At 71.2% G+C, this 18,518-nt stretch carries 12 protein-coding genes; 8 read left to right on the plus strand and 4 right to left on the minus strand.

Annotation, left to right across the window (positions count from 1 at the left end):
- Positions 1–354 precede the first annotated feature (354 nt).
- The 5 genes from AC0665_RS09410 to AC0665_RS09430 all read left to right on the plus strand — a co-directional run bounded on the left by AC0665_RS09410 (position 355) and on the right by AC0665_RS09430 (position 8,012).
- A complete protein-coding gene (locus tag AC0665_RS09410; RefSeq protein WP_478704740.1) occupies positions 355–1,866 on the plus strand; it encodes an RICIN domain-containing protein in 1,512 nt (503 codons plus the stop codon).
- A gap of 341 nt (positions 1,867–2,207) precedes the next feature.
- Positions 2,208–5,060: a glycosyl hydrolase family 95 catalytic domain-containing protein gene (locus AC0665_RS09415; RefSeq protein ID WP_478704741.1), complete on the plus strand. Its 2,853-nt coding sequence runs from the start codon at positions 2,208–2,210 to the stop codon at positions 5,058–5,060.
- A 143-nt stretch (positions 5,061–5,203) separates the two neighbouring features.
- The gene (gene pcaDC, locus AC0665_RS09420; protein WP_478609536.1) at positions 5,204–6,511 is read left to right on the plus strand and encodes a bifunctional 3-oxoadipate enol-lactonase/4-carboxymuconolactone decarboxylase PcaDC; all 1,308 of its coding nucleotides are present in this window, start codon (positions 5,204–5,206) and stop codon (positions 6,509–6,511) included.
- A 32-nt stretch (positions 6,512–6,543) separates the two neighbouring features.
- Positions 6,544–7,179 carry an MBL fold metallo-hydrolase gene (locus AC0665_RS09425; RefSeq protein ID WP_363122111.1) on the plus strand — a complete coding sequence of 212 codons (636 nt, stop codon included), beginning with the start codon at positions 6,544–6,546 and terminating at the stop codon, positions 7,177–7,179.
- Between the two features lie 53 nt (positions 7,180–7,232).
- Positions 7,233–8,012: an exodeoxyribonuclease III gene (locus tag AC0665_RS09430; protein WP_363122112.1), complete on the plus strand. Its 780-nt coding sequence runs from the start codon at positions 7,233–7,235 to the stop codon at positions 8,010–8,012.
- Here the strand turns inward: AC0665_RS09430 and AC0665_RS09435 are convergent.
- A complete protein-coding gene (locus AC0665_RS09435; protein ID WP_478609533.1) occupies positions 8,009–9,775 on the minus strand; it encodes an SGNH/GDSL hydrolase family protein in 1,767 nt (588 codons plus the stop codon). The two genes, AC0665_RS09430 and AC0665_RS09435, sit on opposite strands and share 4 nt — an antisense overlap.
- 221 nt (positions 9,776–9,996) lie before the next feature.
- On the opposite strand from AC0665_RS09435, the gene AC0665_RS09440 reads away from it, so the two are divergent.
- Together AC0665_RS09440 and AC0665_RS09445 are read left to right on the plus strand one after the other, a co-directional pair.
- The gene (locus AC0665_RS09440; protein ID WP_468403474.1) at positions 9,997–10,404 is read left to right on the plus strand and encodes a DUF6278 family protein; all 408 of its coding nucleotides are present in this window, start codon (positions 9,997–9,999) and stop codon (positions 10,402–10,404) included.
- Positions 10,405–10,544: 140 nt separating this feature from the next.
- Positions 10,545–11,288 (plus strand): amino acid ABC transporter ATP-binding protein, encoded by a 744-nt coding sequence (locus tag AC0665_RS09445; RefSeq protein WP_478609530.1) that lies wholly within the window; start codon positions 10,545–10,547, stop codon positions 11,286–11,288.
- A gap of 222 nt (positions 11,289–11,510) precedes the next feature.
- Here the strand turns inward: AC0665_RS09445 and AC0665_RS09450 are convergent, their stop codons facing one another.
- Positions 11,511–13,079, minus strand: a complete 1,569-nt coding sequence (locus AC0665_RS09450; RefSeq protein WP_478704742.1) for an alpha/beta fold hydrolase — start codon at positions 13,077–13,079, stop codon at positions 11,511–11,513.
- A 116-nt stretch (positions 13,080–13,195) separates the two neighbouring features.
- Positions 13,196–13,957, minus strand: a complete 762-nt coding sequence (locus AC0665_RS09455) for a hypothetical protein (RefSeq protein WP_478609525.1) — start codon at positions 13,955–13,957, stop codon at positions 13,196–13,198.
- A 104-nt stretch (positions 13,958–14,061) separates the two neighbouring features.
- Between AC0665_RS09455 and ggt the strand changes: the two genes are divergently transcribed.
- Entirely contained in the window at positions 14,062–15,870 is a 1,809-nt protein-coding gene (gene ggt / locus AC0665_RS09460; RefSeq protein WP_478609523.1) for a gamma-glutamyltransferase, read from the plus strand.
- Between the two features lie 51 nt (positions 15,871–15,921).
- Here the strand turns inward: ggt and AC0665_RS09465 are convergent, their stop codons facing one another.
- Positions 15,922–18,438, minus strand: a complete 2,517-nt coding sequence (locus AC0665_RS09465; RefSeq protein WP_478704743.1) for an ATP-dependent Clp protease ATP-binding subunit — start codon at positions 18,436–18,438, stop codon at positions 15,922–15,924.
- Between the last annotated feature and the right edge of the window lie 80 nt (positions 18,439–18,518).

Genomic DNA, 18,518 nt, shown 5'->3' on the forward strand with positions numbered 1-18,518 from the left:
TCAGGTTCACATTTATCGACGGCTCCCTCTTGAATGGACCATGGCAATCTGTCAATCTTTTGGTCGTCGACGCGTAACGTTCTCCATTCATGACCTGTGTGAGCGGACGCCAAAAGCGATCGTCAGCCATACCCGGGTCAATGGCATGAGTGTGCGCGGCCACTCCACCCGCTGACCGGAGATCCGGGTGAAGCGGGGGAGCGAGGCTTTCCAGGCGCCACAGCAGCGGCATGACGCTGACATGCTCGCTGCGAGCGATCTGGGAGGGGGCCGGCGCGGTGAGGGCAAGCTCCGCGCCGGCTCGGCCACCTGCCGCCGGGCGGCCGACATCAACAGCTCCTGTACAGCGCAGACGTGACCAACCGCCACCGGGAAGGCACGACCATGCCCCACACCCGTCCCAGGCGCTACCTCGCCCGGGCGCTCGCCTGCATCCTCACCGCTCTCAGCGCGCTCGCGGTCGTCGAGCACCAGAACGCCTCGACGGCCGCCGCCGACACGGCCCCGTTCCGCGGCGTCAACTGGGCCCGGCTCGGTGACAACTTCCACGGTGGACCGCTGGTCCTTCACGGGTTGAGCGGCTCCGACAGCTACCAGACGGTCGTGGCGAAAGCCAACGCCGTCTACACCGGCTTCGAGAACAACCTCGGCGCCAACACCGTCCGGCTCCCGATCAACACCTACACCGTCGGGACGAGTTGGTGGAACGCGTACACGGGCGCGATAGACGCGGCCACCGCGAAAGGATTCAAGGTCGTCCTCTCCTACTGGGACGACGGGGTGGCCGCCCGCGACGGTCGCATCGTCAACCCCAGCGCCTTCGACGCCATGTGGAACACCGTGCTTGCCCGGTACGGCACCAACAACCTCGTCCACTTCGAGCCGATGAACGAACCCGCGGGGCACAGCGCCGCCGAGTGGGCGAACGTGGTGAGCAACTGGATCAGCAGCCGCCCGTCGATTCCGCGGAACCGCATCTTCGTCAGCGGTGCCGGCCTGAACACCGACATCAAATCCATGTGCGCCGACCGCCGCCTTGACGGGACGTTCCTGTCGCTGCACCACTACACGTTCTTCAGCGGCGCGAAGACCTACGACCAGTGGGTGGCGTACCTGCGGAACGCGATCGGCTCCTGCGCCGACCGCACTGTCGTCGACGAGTTCGGCGCGCCGATGGATACCGGGCTCAACTACCACGACGCCGGCAGCACCGACAACTTCGTCCGCTACTTCCGGGCCACCACCACGGTGCTCCGGGAACTGCGGATCGGCTCCGTCTACTGGCCCGGGCTGGGCGGGAAGATACGCGCCGGCCAGGGCGACGACTGGTATGCCATGCAGAAACTGCACGGCACCGGTACCGACCTCACCCTCAGCACCCCCAGTGCCAGCGGCCGCGAGCGCCTCCGGTACGGCTGGGGCCTGGACGGCGACGTCCCGGCCCCGGCCGGCCTGCTGCGCAACGCCGGCACCGGGCGCTGTCTGGACATTCCCGGCGGGACCACGGCGAACATCCAGGTCCAGGTGTACACCTGCGCCAACTCGGTCGGCCAGCAGTGGACCTTGACGGCAGGCGGACAGATCACCGCACTCGGGGGCCAGAAGTGCCTGGACGCGTACAGCAGCGGGACGACGAACGGCACCGTGGTCGGTACGTGGGCGTGCAACGGCGGTGACAACCAGCGTTGGACGGTGGGCACCGACGGCACCATCCGCAGCCTTCACTCCGGCCTCTGCCTCGACGTGAACACCGCCAGCCTCAAGACGCAACTGTGGTCGTGCTGGGGCGGCGACAACCAGAGATGGCAGATCCAGAACACTGACGCGCGACGCGACGCCCGACTGGGCGGACAGGGTGGCCGGTGACCGCCGGCCGCTGCCTTGAGCCGTTGCCGGTACCCGACCGCGTCGGGACGTGGCGCGGCCCCTGGTCCAGGTGCGGATCGACGGCACGCGTCGAGGGACGCGCGAGCACCTGGACTTCGGCGACGGCGCGATCGACCTCCCCCGGTACCGGCCGCGCCGGCAGCGGTCGGCTGCCGGGGCCCGGTCGCGGTCGAGCTGCCCCGGCACTCGCTTGCCGCCCCCGCGGTGTCCCGCCGCTCACGGGACTTCCTGCGCGCCGGGGCCCGCCTCGCGCCCACGGGGGCAGGGCTGCAGTGACGGACCGCGCTTCAACCTGTTCCAGTCCGTGAAGGGAGAACGACATGTCCGAGGTGACACGCAGACGGTTTCTCGCCGCCGGGGCGGCGGCTGGAGCAGGGATCGTGCCGGGTGGGTGGACGGCCGCTGCCAGGGACGGCTCGGCCGTGCCGCCGGAGGTTCGGGCCGCGAACGACCTCGCCCTGTGGTACGACAAGCCGGCCGGCTCGGACTGGCTGCGGGCGCTGCCGATCGGCAACGGGCGCCTCGGCGCGATGGTGTTCGGCAACGTCGACACCGAACGGCTGCAGCTCAACGAGGACACCGTCTGGGCCGGCGGTCCGTACGACTCCGCCAACCCCCGCGGGGCGGCCAACATCGCGGAGATCCGACGGCGGGTCTTCGCGGATCAGTGGGGGCCGGCGCAGGACCTGATCAATCAGACGATGCTGGGCAGCCCGGCCGGACAGCTGGCCTACCAGCCGGTCGGAAACCTTCTGTTCTCCTTCGGCAGCGCCACCGGTGCGTCGCAGTACAACCGGACGCTCGACCTCACCACCGCCACGGCCACCACGACCTACGTACTGAACGGCGTGCGGTACCAGCGTGAGGTGTTCGCCAGCGCACCCGACCAGGTGATCGTGGTCCGGCTGACGGCCGACCGGGCCAACTCCATCGCTTTCACCTCCACCTTCGACAGTCCGCAACGGACCACGGTGTCCAGCCCGGACGGGGCCACGATCGCCCTCGACGGCATCTCCGCCGCCATGGAGGGCATCGCCGGACGGGTCCGGTTCCTCGCCCTGGCCAACGCCGCCGTGACGGGCGGCACGGTCAGCAGCTCGGGCGGCACGCTGCGGGTCTCCGGCGCCACCAGCGTGACGGTGCTGGTGTCGATCGGCTCCAGCTACGTCAACTTCAGGAAGGTCGACGGCGACTACCAGGGGATCGCGCGGAGCCACCTCAACGCTGCCCGCGACGTCGGCATCGACCCACTACGCAGCCGGCATGTCGCCGACTACCAAAAGCTGTTCGACCGGGTGTCGGTCGATCTGGGACGTACGGCGGCGGCCGACCAGCCGACCGACGTACGGATCGCACGGCACGCGCAAGTGAACGACCCACAGTTTTCCGCTTTGTTGTTCCAGTTCGGCCGGTATCTGCTCATCTCGTCCTCGCGGCCGGGCACCCAGCCGGCGAACCTGCAGGGCATCTGGAACGACCAGATGGCTCCGTCCTGGGACTCGAAGTTCACCGTCAACGCCAACCTGCCGATGAACTACTGGCCCGCCGACACGACGAACCTGTCCGAGTGCTTCCTCCCGGTCTTCGACATGATCGACGACCTGACCGTGACCGGCGCCCGGGTGGCCCAGGCGCAGTACGGCGCCGGCGGCTGGGTGACGCATCACAACACCGACGCGTGGCGGGGCGCCTCGGTGGTCGACGAAGCGCGGTGGGGGATGTGGCAGACCGGTGGCGCGTGGCTGGCCACCCTGATCTGGGACCACTACCTGTTCACCGGTGACATCGACTTCCTCCGCTCGAACTATCCGGCCCTGAAGGGCGCCGCCCAGTTCTTCCTCGACACCCTGGTCGCCCACCCGACGCTCGGACACCTGGTCACCAACCCGTCCAACTCTCCGGAGCTCGCTCACCACGCGAACGCCACCGTCTGCGCGGGGCCCACCATGGACAACCAGATCCTGCGCGACCTTTTCAACGGCGTCGCCCGCGCCGGCGAGATCCTCGGCGTGGACGCCGCCTTCCGCGCTCAGGCAGTGGCGGCCCGGGACCGGCTGGCGCCGACGCGGGTCGGTTCCAGGGGCAATGTCCAGGAGTGGCTGGCCGACTGGGTGGAGACCGAGCGGACTCACCGGCACGTCTCCCACCTGTACGGGCTGCATCCGAGCAACCAGATCACCAAGCGCGGGACACCCCAGTTGCACGAGGCCGCGCGGCGGACGCTGGAGCTGCGCGGCGACGACGGGACGGGATGGTCCCTCGCGTGGAAGATCAACTTCTGGGCCCGGCTGGAGGACGGCGCCCGGGCCCACAAGCTGCTCCGGGACCTGGTGCGGACGGACCGGCTCGCGCCCAACATGTTCGACCTGCACCCACCGTTCCAGATCGACGGCAACTTCGGCGCCACCTCGGGCATCGCGGAGATGCTGTTGCAGAGCCACAACGGCGAACTGCACGTGCTGCCGGCGCTGCCGGCCGCCTGGCCCACCGGGCGCGTGCGCGGACTGCGCGGCCGCGGCGGATACACCGTCGGCGCCGAGTGGAGCAGCGGCGGGACCGAGTTCGTCGTCACACCCGACCGGACCGGCGTCGTCCGGGTGCGCAGCCGGATCCTCGCCGGCGACTTCACGCTGAAGGATGATTCGAGCGGCGAGCCGGTCCAGCCGAAACGGCTCGAGGCCGATCTCATCGAGTTCGCCGGCCGGGCCGGAAACACCTACCGCGCGACCGCACTCAGGTCAGGGCCGGTGGAGACCGGCGTGGCCTGTCGGCTGGTGGCCCAGCACAGTGGCAAGGCCGCCGACATCAGCGGTGCGTCCACGGACGCCGGTGCGCGGCTGATCCAGTGGCAGATCACCGCCGGACTCAACCAGCACTTCACGTTCCTGCCCTCCGACGGCGGGCACTACAAGATTCGGGTCGGGCACAGTGGTCTGGTCCTGCACGTCGCCAGTGGCAGCGGCGGCGCCGACATCACCCAGCAGCCGGATACCGACGCCGCAGGCCAGCAGTGGCGGACAGTCGACCACGGCGGTGGTGTGATCAGTCTGGTCAACCGACAGAGCGGCCTCGCTCTGGACGTGTGGGAGGCCTCCACCGCCGACGGAGCCCGCATCTGCCAGTGGGCGGCCACGGGCAGCACCAACCAGCGATTCCAAGTCCACCGCATCTAGCCCCGCTGCTCACCAACGAGCCTGACGAGAGACCATCCGACGCCTCAAGCTATATGCCGCCCGCCAGGTCCTCACCCGGCCGGAACGGTACCCCCCGATCCCCCGTTGTAGGGGCATCCGCGATGCGTGAGAAGGTCTGAGGCGTGAGTGAGACACCGTCGAACACCCTGCAATACCGCTTTGACGGGCCAGAAGAGGCTCCCGTCCTGATCCTGGGGCCCTCACTGGGTACCACCTGGCACATGTGGGACCGCCAGGTCCCGGAGCTGACCAAACAGTGGCGCGTGTTCCGGTTCGACCTGCCGGGCCACGGCGGCGCCCCCGCGTACCCGGCCGGGTCGGTCGCCGAACTCACCACGCGGCTGCTGGTCACGCTCGAAGGGCTCGGCGTGCAGCGCTTCGGTTACGCGGGCTGCGCGCTCGGCGGCGCCGTCGGCATCGAGCTGGCCCTGCGCCACCCGGAGCGGCTCGCGTCGCTCGCCCTGATCGCGGCCTCGCCCCGCTTCGGCACGGCCGACGAGTTCCGGCAGAGAGGCGTGATCGTCCGCACGAACGGTCTCGACCCGATCGCCCGTACGGCGCCCGAGCGCTGGTTCACCGGCGGGTTCGCCGCCGCGCAGCCCGCGATCACCGAGTGGGCCGTACAGATGGTGCGCACCACCGACCCCGGCTGCTACATCGCCTCCTGCGAGGCGCTCGCCTCGTTCGACGTGCGCACCGAGCTCGGCCGGGTCGGCGTGCCGACCCTGGTCCTGGTGGGGTCGGACGACCAGGTCACCGGTCCCGCCGAGGCCCGCACCCTGGTCGCCGGCATCCCCGACGCCCGCCTCGCCGTCGTGCCCGGCGCCTCCCACCTGGTCCCCGTGGAGCAGCCCGCGGCCGTCACCGACCTGCTGGTGCGGCACTTCTCCACGGCCTGGCAGCCCGTCTTCGAGACCTCCACAGGCCCGAACGCCCTGCCCCCGGCCGCCCTCAAGCCGGTGCTGTCGCCCGCCCCGCCGCAGCCCCCGCAGGCCGGCCCCGTCGCCGAGATCGCCCCGGTCGCCGTACCGCAGCAGGCCCCGGCCCGGCCCGACCCGTACGACGCCGGGATCAAGGTCCGCCGCGAGGTGCTGGGCGACGCGCACGTGGACCGGGCGCTGGCGCAGGCCGACGAGTTCTCCGGGGACTTCCAGGAGTTCGTCACCCGCTACGCCTGGGGGGAGATCTGGGACCGCCCCGGCCTCGACCGGCGCACCCGCAGCTGCGTCACGCTGACCGCCCTGGTCGCCGGCGGGCACCTCGACGAACTGGCCTTCCACACCAGAGCCGCCCTGCGCAACGGCCTCACCCCGGGCGAGATCAAGGAAGTGCTGCTCCAGGCGGCCGTCTACTGCGGCGTACCGGCCGCGAACAGCGCGTTCACGGTGGCCCAGCAGGTCATCCGGGAGGAGACCACGCCACAGGAGTGAGCCGCGCACGGTCCCGAGGCAGGATGGAGACCATGAAGCTCACGAAGAAGTCGCACGCCTGCGTCCGCCTGGAGAAGGACGGCCGGACCCTCGTCCTGGACCCCGGCGCCTTCAGCGAGGAGGACGCCGCGCTCGGCGCGGACGCGATCCTCGTCACCCACGAGCACCCCGACCACTTCGACGAGTCCCGGCTGCGCGCCGCGATGGAGAACAACCCGGCCGCCGAGATCTGGACCCTCGAGGCGGTCGCGGAGAAGATCTCCGCCGCCTTCCCGGGCCGTGTCCACACCGTCGGCCACGGCGACGCCTTCAGCGCCGCGGGCTTCGACGTCGAGGTCCACGGCGAGCTCCACGCGGTGATCCACCCGGACATCCCGCGCGTCACCAACGTCGGCTACCTCGTCGACGGCGGCCGGGTCTTCCACCCCGGCGACGCCCTCACCGTCCCCGGCAGGCCGGTCGAGACGCTGCTGCTCCCGGTGATGGCGCCCTGGAGCAAGATCTCCGAGGTCATCGACTACGTGCGCGAGGTCGAGCCGCAGCGCGCCTACGACGTCCACGACGCCCTCCTCACCGACCTGGCCCGCCCGATCTACGACCGGCAGATCGGGCAGCTCGGCGGCTCCGAGCACCTGCGCCTGACGCCGGGCGACTCCGCCGAGGTCTGAGGCCCTCGAAGGACCTGGCCGCGTTGTCGTACCCGCCGGGTAGGTTGTGGGACATGCGCATCGCGACCTGGAACGTGAACTCGATCACCGCCCGCCTGCCGAGGCTCCTGGCCTGGCTGGAGAGCAGCGGCACGGACGTGCTGTGCCTCCAGGAGGCCAAGGTCTCCGAGGAACAGTTCCCGGCGGAGCAACTGCGCGAGCTGGGCTACGAGTCGGCGGTCCACGCGACCGGCCGCTGGAACGGCGTGGCGGTGCTGTCCCGCGTCGGTCTGGAGGACGTCGTCAAGGGCCTGCCCGGGGACCCCGGGTACGACGGCTCGGTGGAGCCCCGTGCCATCTCGGCGACCTGCGGCCCGCTCCGTGTCTGGTCGGTCTACGTGCCGAACGGACGTGAGGTGGGTCACCCGCACTACGCCTACAAGCTCGCGTGGTTCGAGGCCCTCAAGGCCGCCGTCGCCGGTGACGCGGCGGGCAGCCGCCCCTTCGCGGTGATGGGCGACTACAACGTGGCGCCGACGGACGACGACGTCTTCGACCCCGCCTTCTTCGAGGGCTCCACCCACGTCACCTCCGCCGAGCGCGCCGCCCTCACCTCCCTGCGCGAGGCGGGCCTGTCGGACGTGGTCCCGCGGCCCCTGAAGTACGACCACCCGTTCACGTACTGGGACTACCGCCAGCTCGCCTTCCCGAAGAACCGCGGCATGCGCATCGACCTGGTGTACGCGAACGCGCCCTTCGCCAAGGCCGTCAGCGACGCCTATGTGGACCGCGAGGAGCGCAAGGGCAAGGGCGCCTCCGACCACGCGCCCGTGGTCGTGGACCTGGAGGTCTAGGGCCGCAGCAGCCGCAGGTCGACCGAGTCCGCCAGGGCCGCCAGTCCCGCGTCGCCCGGATGCAGGTGGTCCCCGCTGTCGTACGCCGGGAGCATCCGCGCAGGCCGCTGCGGATCCCGGACCACGGCGTCGAAGTCGAGCACCCCGTCGAAGACCCCGCTGCCGCGGATCCACTCGTTCACCGCGACGCGCTCGGTGTCGACGGCGGCCGTGCACCGGGCCTCGCCCTCGCAGGGCAGGATCGTCGCCGCGAGCATCCGCAGCCCCCGGGCGTGCCCGCGCGCCCCGAGCTCCCGCAGCCCCGCGACGACCTGCTCCGCCGAAGCGCCCCACCGCAGGTCGTTGACGCCCTCGAAGACGACGGCGGTACGCGCCGACGGCTGGGCGAGGACGTCCCGGTCGAAGCGGTGCAGGGCGCTCACCCCCGCCGTGTCCGTGGAGATCCCGTCGCCGGGGTACCGGTCGCTGCCCACCCGGTTGCCCGAGACGCCCAGGTTCAGCACGCCGTAGCGCGGGACGGTGCTCTGGCGCAGGAGCCGGCCGGCCAGGACGTCCGGCCAGCGCCGGTTCGCGTCCACCGTGGACTTGTCGCCGTCGGTGATCGAGTCGCCGAGCAGCACCACCGAGCCGGGGCCGCCGCTCACGTCGACCCCGGCCAGCAGCGGCCAGCGGGTGATCGTGGCGGTGTAGGCCCCGGCGGCGCCGTCCGCCGCGTGATCACCGGGCTCGCTGACGTAGGAGCGCTGCTGGGCGAGCCCGTGCACCGGCGCCGCGGACACCGTGCCGGGCAGATGGAAGCTCACCAGCAGGTCGGCGTCCGCCGGGACGGAGAATCCGAGCGGGTCGGTGTACGCCTGGCCCCCGGCCGGGATCGTCACGCCCGGCGCTCCGCCGAAGGCCAGCGCCACCGGTGTGGCCCGCGCGGTGGCGCCCGACGCCTGCACCGCGACGGTCGCGCTGCCGATCCGCACCGGAGCCGCCGCGAACGTGTTGTCGAACCGCACCCGCACCCGGGGCCCGCCGGCCGACGTGTGCACGACGAGCCGCAGCGTCCGGTCCGTCCAAGGGCCCACGGCGGTGTAGCCGCCCGTGGCCGTCGTCCAGCTGCCCGTCCAGCCCCGCGTGGCGGTCCGTACCGACAGCGCGAAGACGTGCAGTCCGGTCGCGCGCGGCAGCCGGACGGAGGCCACCGCGCGCCCCGGGACCAGCGGTACCGTCACGACGTAGAGGCGGGCCGGCCCGGTGAGTTGGCCGCCCGGGGTGTTCAGGTGCGGCAGGGCCACCGCCTTGGTCGCGAGCGGCCCGGTGCGCCAGTCGGGCGCGGTCAGCCGGTACCCGGAGCGAGAGCCGTTCGCGTACGTGACCGTGCCCGGGCCGCCCACCTCCGTGCCGGCGGTGCCCGCCACCAGGAAGGCCAGGGCGTCCCCGCGCCCCGTGATCCGCACGTCCTGCCCGGTGGCGCGGACGTTGTCCGGCTCGCCGGGCCGCCGCTTCGGCCAGGTCAGCCGGGCGCCCTGCACTGTCAGGGCACGGCCCGGCGTCCAGCCCGCGGCGGTGAGGTCCCGCGCCGACAGGGAGGCTCCCGACCCGTCGAAGTCGGCCCGACCGGGCCGGTCGTCCTCGCTGACGGCCACATTGTCGAACAGCCGCTCCAGCGGCACCGGCGCGGCCCGCCCCTCTTCCACGGCCCGTGCGGAGACCGCCGGGACCAGCGACCCGCACAGGGCCAGGACGACGAGGACCTCCCGGACAGATCGGCGCACGGCCGACTCCTCCCGCTCAGCGACACACGACGCGACAACACCGGACGCGGGGACGCAACCGAAGAGGTAACGACCGCCGGGACATGAAGCGCACCGTGAAGTTAGGGAGACGGGAGTGAGCCGTCAACGCGCGTCGCGTGAACCCGGCCTGAACACGCCCCGGATCGGCGGGTCCGCGCGCCCTGTGGTGCGTACGGCGGTACGAATGACACGCTGGACGTATGAACATCCCTTTCCTGGGCCACCGGCGCCAGAAGGTCGGGTTCCCCGACCCCGCGGGCATCGCGGAACTCCTCGCCGAGTGCGAACTGCTCCGCTCCCAGGCGTACCGCGAGGGTGTCCGGCTGGACGATTCGGCGGCCTCCCTGGAGGCCCTGGACCAGCTCGTACCGCGCTGGCGGGACGACGAGGAGATGCTGCCCTGGCTCGGCAACGACGCCGGGCTCTACCTCGGCTCCGTCATCGTGCGCACCGTGCCGGGAGCCGCTTGGGAGATCCGGTCCGACGGGCAACCGGTCGTACGGCTGGCCTCCGGCCGGGAGTTCGACGTGGTGGACTCCGGGCACGAGTGGGCCGTCAACGGAGTGCCCGAGCTGTCGCAGCTGTACGCCGAAGTCGCGGAGTCGTGAGCCCCATGACGACGCCCGCCGACCCAAAGTCCGACGTAAATACGGCTAATGATCGAAAAGTGCGTGTCGCCCCACAAGTGCGATCTTGCCTGGATACGTTGCGGCAACCACCACACAGCTGAGAGTGAGTAGGGCTGAGCATGGCCGTCGATCCGCTGATCGAGCTGCGTGACGTCAACAAGCACTTCGGGGAGCTGCATGTCCTTCAGGACATCAACCTCACCGTCGGCCGGGGGGAGGTGGTCGTGGTCATCGGCCCGTCCGGGTCGGGCAAGTCGACCCTCTGCCGGGCGATCAACCGCCTGGAGACCATCGAGTCCGGGCAGATCATCCTGGACGGGCAGGAGCTGCCGGAGGAGGGCAAGCCCCTGGCCCGGCTGCGCGCCGACGTCGGCATGGTCTTCCAGGCGTTCAACCTCTTCGCCCACAAGACCGTCCTGCAGAACCTCTCGCTGGGGCAGGTCAAGGTGCGCGGGCGCAAGAGGGAGGACGCCGACAAGCGCTCCCGGGAACTTCTCGACCGGGTCGGCGTCGCCGACCAGGCGGACAAGTACCCGGCGCAGCTCTCCGGGGGCCAGCAGCAGCGCGTGGCGATCGCCCGCGCCCTGGCCATGGAGCCCAAGGCGATGCTCTTCGACGAGCCGACCTCGGCCCTCGACCCGGAGATGATCAACGAGGTGCTCGAGGTCATGAAGCAACTCGCCCGCGAGGGCATGACCATGATCGTCGTCACGCACGAGATGGGCTTCGCCCGCTCGGCCGCCAACCGTGTCGTCTTCATGTCCGACGGCCGGATCGTCGAGGACCGCACCCCCGACGAGTTCTTCACCAACCCCAGCAGCGACCGGGCCAAGGACTTCCTCTCCAAGATCATCAAGCACTGAACGGGCGAGCACCGGACGGCTCATCGGATCGGACCTCGACTACGATGTGCTCTTCATCCCTGTCGGAGAGGGGGACTTCGCCGAAGGCCGCCGATCCCGCAGGGGGTGAGCAGACCGCCCGTCCGGTCCGCGGGGCATTCCCACCGGGCGCGGTCCCCACGGCCCGAAGGCCATGGGGGCGGCGGTTCACATCGGCCAGGCCCGTCCGGCGGCAGCCGGAGATCACTGCTCGCGCAGCGGAACCGACACGTACGACGGGTCGTTCGCCGGCGAGGAGAAGGTCAGCTGCGCGCCGGACGGGTTGTGCTCGATGTAGAGCGGGTCGACCGTGTCGACGACCAGGGCGAGGCGATGCCCGGCCGGGACGTCGTAGGCCGTGGAGTACAGCTCCAGGTCCACGCCGAACGGCTTTCCGGGGGTACGCCCGTGGAAGGTGTACGGCGCGTGGGTGACCAGCTTGCCGAGGCCGAGCGGCCCCACGTCGTACAGGTAGGCGACGAGGGTGCCGCTCTCCTTGGTCGCGGTGAGGGTCGTGTGCAACCGGGCCGTCCCGCGCACCTGTTGGGCCGAGGCGTGCTTCTCCGACTGCCAGACGGCGGCCCAGCGGCGGGGGAGCAGCGGGATCGAGGCCATCGGGGGCAGCCGGGCCACCTGGTCGAGGATGCTGGACAGCAAGACGATTCCGCCGTCCGCGCCCGAGTTCACGTTCGCGTGGATGGTCTTCGAGCCGGCGAGGGCGATCTTCCGGTCGTCCGCTCCAGCCGACTTCCAGTCCGGGTAGCCCTCGTAGCCGCCCGCCGCACGGGACTTGAGCTGCACGGGCTGCTCGCGGTCGATCCCGTTGTCCTCGCCCCTCAGGTAGTGGTCGAACCAGCGCTCGGTGTCCTTCCATACGTCGTTGGGCAGCCCGAACAGGCCGGTCAGCTCGGCGGTGGCGTGGTCTCCCGGCCGCATCTCCAGTCGCTTGGGGCCGGTCAGCTTCTCGTAGAAGTCGGCGTACTGGTTGGGCGGGAAGACGCTGTCGCCCCAGGCGTTGGCCAGCATGATCGCCGCGCCGTTGTCGTTGATCCGGTCGACGTAGGTCGCAGCGGAACGTTTCTTCCCCCAGGCGATGAGCTCCGGTTCCTTCGCCAGGTTGGAGTGGTAGAAGTCGTCGAAGGTCTGCCGCAGTTCCGGGCTCTGGCGGCCCGTCACCAGGCTCGCGCCGTCCAGCAGGGCGGACGCCTGGACGTGCTGGGTGCGTCCGCCGTAGATCGAGTCGATCAGGTCGGCCCAGCCGCTGAGCGAGGCGACGGCCTTGATCCGCCGGTCGTGCGCGGCGGTGAGCAGGCTGATGCCCGCGCCGTAGGAGACGCCCGCCATGCCGATGTGCCCGGCGTCGGCGGGGGTGTGGGCGAGCGCCCAGTCGATGACCTTCGAGGCGTCGGCGATGTCCGGCGGGCCCGCCACTTCGATCTCGCCGCCCGACTGCCAGAAGCCGCGCACGTTGTAGGTGACCACGACGTACCCGGAGTCGGCGAGCTTCTGCGCCTGGGCCAGGTACTCGATCTGGGGAAGGCCCCAGCTGGTGGGCATGACGAGCAGCGGGTAGCGGTCCTCGTCGCGGGCGCCGGCGGGGGTGACGACGTTGGCCTTGAGGACGGTGCCGCCGTCGCCCGTGATGTCGACGAAGCGGACGGGGTGCGGCGCCGCCTGGGCGGTGGGGGCGAGCCCGAGGGCGGTGCCGGCGACCAGGGTCGCCGAGACGGCGCCTACGGCGGTGGTGCGCAGGGCCTTGCGGTGGGGTCCCACGGGTCACTCCTCACTCGTGTCAGTGCAAAGTGACCGAACGGTAACGTCGGCGGCTTACCAGAGGTAACCCGTCGGTAAGTTACGTGCCAGTAACGATTGTTGAGCCGTGGAGGACTTCAGGACGCACGGTGTGTATTGCGTGGAGCCGTCGTCGCGGCGGGCAGGGGGGTCTGCGCCGCTCGTGTCACGTCGTCCACCAGTTCGACGACATCGGGGCCGTACGCCTGGGAGTTGATCACCTTGAGCAGCAGGACGAAGGGGTTGTTGCCGTACTTGCGCGTCAGCTTCTCGTGGTTGCGGGCGAGGTAGCGCGTGGTGGCCTGGTTGGTGATCGAGGTCTGGCCGCAGAAGAGGAACACCGGCCGGCTGTTCCGGCTGCGGTCCGCGGTGAGGCGGGCGAGCAGGGCGTACTCCTGCCTGCCGTTGTCCACGCGGTAGCGTTCGCCGCCCACCTGGAACGCGCCCCGGTCCGGCCCCGGTTCGGCGTCGACGTTCACCCGCACACCCGGCAGCAGAGAGGACAGGTGGGCCGCCATCCGGCGGTTGGACGCCGGGCCGCCCACGCAGAACTCGGTGCGCTCCCCGAAGCCCTGGCGTGCGGTGTCGTGCGGGAGTATCTGGGCGTGGGCCTTGCAGTCCTTGATCAGCGCGGCGAGTTCGAGCAGCGCGAACACGTCGTAGCGCATCACGGCGAACTCGGGCCCGGTGGCACCCCGGTTCACCACCAGCAGGGACTCGGAGTTGTCCGGCAGCCCGAAGAACGCCTGCTTCCTGCGCAGTTTGCGCCTCCACAGGTAGGTGCGGGCCACCCAGCCGAGCGTGGCGCTGATGCCTGCTGCGATCACGCCCAGAACGATGTTGCGCACGTCGTCACTCATGGGCGCGCATGCTAGCGGGCCCGACGCACCGGTGTTCGACGCCTGCCTGACGCGGCCATGGCGATGAATTAAGCTGCGCGGACGGCCTTTGACTGGAGGTGCGGATGCGTCGCCCTGTCGCACGGAATCTGACGGTCCTGGCGGTTTCGGCCGCCGTGGTGGTCTCGGTGGGAGCGGCGGCCCCGCCACCCGCCGCGCAGAGCACCGGCGGTGAGAAGTCCCCGCTGGCCGTCGGCTACGGCGGCGCCGTCTCGAGCGTCGACCCCGACGCCTCGGCGGCCGGGATCGAGGTCCTCAAGAAGGGTGGCAACGCCGTGGACGCGGCCGTCGCCACGGCTGCCGCGCTCGGCGTCACCGAGCCCTACTCCGCCGGCATCGGCGGGGGCGGCTACTTCGTCTACTACGACGCCGAGTCCCGCACGGTGCGCACCATCGACGGCCGCGAGACCGCCCCGCTCAGCGCCGACGAGAACCTCTTCGTCGAGAACGGCAAGCCCCTCGCCTTCTCCGACGCCGTCAGCAGCGGCCTGAGCGTCGGCACCCCGGGCACGCCCGCCACCTGGCAGACGGCGCTCGACCGGTGGGGCAGCAAGCGGCTCGCGAGTGTCCTGAAGCCGGCCGAGCGCCTGGCGCGCGACGGGTTCACCGTCGACGAGACCTTCCGCTCGCAGACGGCGTCCAACGAGACCCGCTTCCGCTACTTCCCGGACACCGCCGAGCTGTTCCTGCCGGGCGGCCGACTCCCCGTCGTCGGCTCCACCTTCAAGAACCCCGACCTCGCCCGCACCTACGCGGAGCTCGGACGCAAGGGCGTCGACGCGCTCTACCGCGGCCGCCTCGGCCGCGACATCGTCGACACCGTCAACAAGCCGCCGGTGAACCCCGCCTCGGGCTGGAACGCCCGGCCCGGCGACCTGACCGCGAAGGACCTGGCCGCCTACCGCACCAAGCTCCAGGCGCCCACCAGGACCTCGTACCGCGGCCTCGGCGTCTACTCCATGGCACCGTCCTCCTCCGGTGGCACGACGGTCGGTGAGGCGCTCAACATCCTGGAGCGGACCGACCTGTCCAAGGCGAGCAAGGCCCGCTATCTGCACCGCTTCATCGAGGCCAGCCGGATCGCCTTCGCCGACCGGGGGCGGTGGGTCGGCGACCCCGCCTTCGAGGACGTGCCGACGAAGGAACTGCTGTCCCAGCGGTTCGCCGACTCGCGCGAGTGCCTCATCAAGGACGACGCGGTGCTCACCAGTCCGGTGGCGCCCGGGGACCCGCGCCACCCCGCGCGCTGCGGCGCCGGTGGCACGGCGGCCCCCACGACCTACGAGGGCGACAGCACCACGCATCTGACGGTGGCCGACAAGTGGGGGAACGTCGTCGCCTACACCCTCACCATCGAGCAGACCGGGGGCAGCGGGATCACCGTGCCCGGGCGGGGCTTCATCCTCAACAACGAGCTGACGGACTTCTCCTTCAGCCCGGCCAACCCGGCCGTGCACGACCCGAACCTGCCGGGGCCGGGCAAGCGGCCGCGGTCGTCCATCTCGCCGACGATCGTGCTGGACCGGCACGACAGGCCCGTGGTGGCACTGGGGTCGCCGGGCGGCGCGACGATCATCACGACCGTGCTCCAGACGCTCACCGGGTTCGTCGACCGTGGGCTGCCGCTGGTCGACGCGATCGCCGCGCCCCGGGCCAGCCAGCGCAACGCCGCGCAGACCGAGCTGGAGCCCGGGCTGTACGACGACGCCGCGTTGAGGAAGCAACTGGAGGCGATCGGGCACTCCTTCAAGGTCAACCCGGAGATCGGCGCGGCCACGGGGGTGCAGCGGCTGCCCGGCGGCAAGTGGCTGGCAGCCGCTGAGACCGTGCGGCGGGGTGGAGGGTCGGCGATGGTGGTGCGGCCTGTGCGCTGAGTGCCGGGCGCGGGTGCGCGGGGGACTGGTGGCGCAGTTCCCCGCGCCCCGTCAGGGCGATGTGCTGAACGCGAGGCGACCGTCCTGCACGTCCACCCTCACTTGGCCGTTCTTCTCCACCCGGCCGTCCAGCAGCAGCCGTGACAGCTCGTTGTCCACCTCGCGCTGGATCGTGCGGCGGAGCGGGCGGGCGCCGTACTCCGGCTGGTAGCCGCGTTCGGCCAGCCATTCCACGGCCCGGTCGCTGAAGGTCACCGTGACGCCCTTGCTCCGCACCAGGGACCGGGTGCGGTCCAGCAGCAGGTCGGTGATCCGGCGCAACTGCTCCGTGGTGAGCTGGCGGAAGACGACGATCTCGTCGATGCGGTTGAGGAACTCGGGGCGGAAGTGCTCACGCAGCGGGCGCAGGATCTGCTCGCGACGGGCCTCCTCGTCCGCGTCGGCGCCACCGGCGGCGAAGCCCGTCGTGGCGCCCCGGCGGGTGATCGCCTCGGAACCGAGGTTGCTCGTCATCACGATCACCGTGTTGCTGAAGTCCACGGTGCGGCCCTGCGAGTCGGTCAGCCGCCCGTCGTCGAGGACCTGGAGCAGGATGTTGAAGACGTCCGGATGGGCCTTCTCCACCTCGTCCAGCAGGAGCAGCGAGTACGGGTGACGGCGCACGACCTCGGTCAGCTGGCCCGCCTCCTCGTGCCCGACGTAACCGGGCGGGGCGCCGACCAGCCGGCTCACGGTGTGGCGCTCCTGATACTCGCTCATGTCGAGTCGGACCATGCGGTCCTCGCTGCCGAAGAGGACCTCGGCGAGCGCCCGGGCCAGCTCGGTCTTGCCCACACCCGTCGGGCCGAGGAACAGGAAGCTGCCGATGGGGCGGTCGGGGGCCGCGAGCCCGGCGCGTGAGCGCAGCACCGCGTCCGAGACGACCCGGACGGCCTCGTCCTGGCCGACCACCCGCTCGTGCAGATGCTGCTCAAGGCCCAGCAGGCGGTCCTTCTCCTCCTGGGTGAGGCTGCTGACCGGGATGCCGGTCTGCCGGGACACCACCTCGGCGATCGCCTCGGCCCCGACCACTAGGTCCTGACCCTCGTCGACCTCGCCGTCGCCGCCGGCGTCGGTGATGCGCTGCTTCAGCTCCGCGATCCGGTCGCGCAACTGGGTGGCCTGCTCGTACTGTTCGTCCGCGACGGCCTGGTCCTTGTCCCGGGTCAGCTGCTCCAGCTCCCGTTCCAGGGCCCGCACGTCCGTGCCCTTGGTGCGGGCGCGCAGCCGGACCCGGGCACCGGCCTGGTCGATCAGGTCGATCGCCTTGTCGGGCAGCCGGCGTTCGGTGAGGTAGCGGTCCGACAGCTCCACGGCGGCGACCAGGGCCTCGTCGGTGTAGCGGACCTGGTGGTGGGCCTCGTAGCGGTCCTGGAGACCGCGCAGGATCTCGATCGCGTCGGCGGCGGTCGGCTCGGGCACCATGATCGGCTGGAAGCGGCGGGCCAGCGCAGCGTCCTTCTCGATGCGGCGGTACTCCTCCAGCGTGGTGGCGCCCACGATGTGCAGCTCACCCCGGGCCAGGGCCGGCTTGAGGATGTTCCCGGCGTCCATCGAGCTGCCTTCGCCGCCGGAACCGGCGCTCACGACCGTGTGCAGCTCGTCGATGAAGATGATCAGCTGGTCGGAGTGGGCGCGGATCTCGCCCACGATGTTGTTCATCCGCTCCTCGAAGTCACCCCGGTAGCGGGTGCCCGCGACCACGCCCGTGAGGTCCAGGGCGACCACGCGGCGCCCGATCAGCACATCGGGTACGTCCGCCTCGGAGATGCGCTGCGCCAGCCCCTCCACGATGGCGGTCTTGCCGACGCCCGCGTCGCCGATCAGCACCGGGTTGTTCTTGCCGCGGCGGGAGAGGACCTCGACGGTCTGCTCGATCTCCTCGTCCCGGCCGATCACCGGGTCGATCCGGCCCTGCCGGGCCAGCTCGGTGAGGTCACGGCCGTACTTGTCGAGCGTCGGCGTGTTGGTGGGGCGCGGGCGCTCGGACTGCGGGGCCTCCGGCGCCTCGGGCGGTTCGGAGGGGGCGAAGCGGGCCGCGTTCAGGATGTGCCCGGCGGCCGAGTCGGGGTTCGACGCCAGGGCGCTGAGCACGTGCTCCGGGCCGATGTAGCCGTAGCCGCGCGCCCGGGCCATGTCGTGCGCGTCCAGCAGGGCACGCTTGGCGGCCGGGGTGAGGGAGAGCGCGGTCGGCGGCGGGGCGTCGTCCGGGGTGTGCTGCGCCGGCCCCGACCGGTCGTCGATCTGCGACGCGAGCGAGTCGGGGTTCGCCCCGGCCTTGCTGAGCAGGGTGCGGGTGGGCTCGGTGGCCAGCGCGGCCCGCAGCAGGTGCTGGGTGTCGAGATCCCGGCTGCCGTGCTCGGCGGCGTACTGGGCGGCGCCGCGGACGAGCTCCCGGGCCGGCTGGCTCAGCAACCGGCCCAGATCGATCTGCCGGGGACCCGGACGAGGTCCGCCGAAGAAGCGTGCGAGGAATTCTCCGAAGGGATCCGAGCCGTAGCCCTCCGGGCTGGTGAAGCCGCTGCTCATGGGCTTTTCCGTTCCCGGCGTCCCCGGCGCGCGGGCGGGGGACGCCCTCGCTGGTCGACGTGCCGGGGTCGGGTAACCCG

It is taken from the genome of Streptomyces sp. NPDC043685 (assembly GCF_056436585.1).

Excerpts from the sequence above, each read along its gene's own strand:
- AC0665_RS09415 (WP_478704741.1), top strand. The coding sequence starts at position 2,208 with ATGTCCGAGGTGACACGCAGACGGTTTCTCGCCGCCGGGGCGGCGGCT.
- AC0665_RS09425 (WP_363122111.1), top strand. The coding sequence starts at position 6,544 with ATGAAGCTCACGAAGAAGTCGCACGCCTGCGTCCGCCTGGAGAAGGAC.
- AC0665_RS09430 (WP_363122112.1), top strand. The coding sequence starts at position 7,233 with ATGCGCATCGCGACCTGGAACGTGAACTCGATCACCGCCCGCCTGCCG.
- AC0665_RS09440 (WP_468403474.1), top strand. The coding sequence starts at position 9,997 with ATGAACATCCCTTTCCTGGGCCACCGGCGCCAGAAGGTCGGGTTCCCC.
- AC0665_RS09445 (WP_478609530.1), top strand. The coding sequence starts at position 10,545 with ATGGCCGTCGATCCGCTGATCGAGCTGCGTGACGTCAACAAGCACTTC.
- AC0665_RS09455 (WP_478609525.1), bottom strand. The coding sequence starts at position 13,957 with ATGAGTGACGACGTGCGCAACATCGTTCTGGGCGTGATCGCAGCAGGC.
- ggt (WP_478609523.1), top strand. The coding sequence starts at position 14,062 with ATGCGTCGCCCTGTCGCACGGAATCTGACGGTCCTGGCGGTTTCGGCC.
- AC0665_RS09465 (WP_478704743.1), bottom strand. The coding sequence starts at position 18,438 with ATGAGCAGCGGCTTCACCAGCCCGGAGGGCTACGGCTCGGATCCCTTC.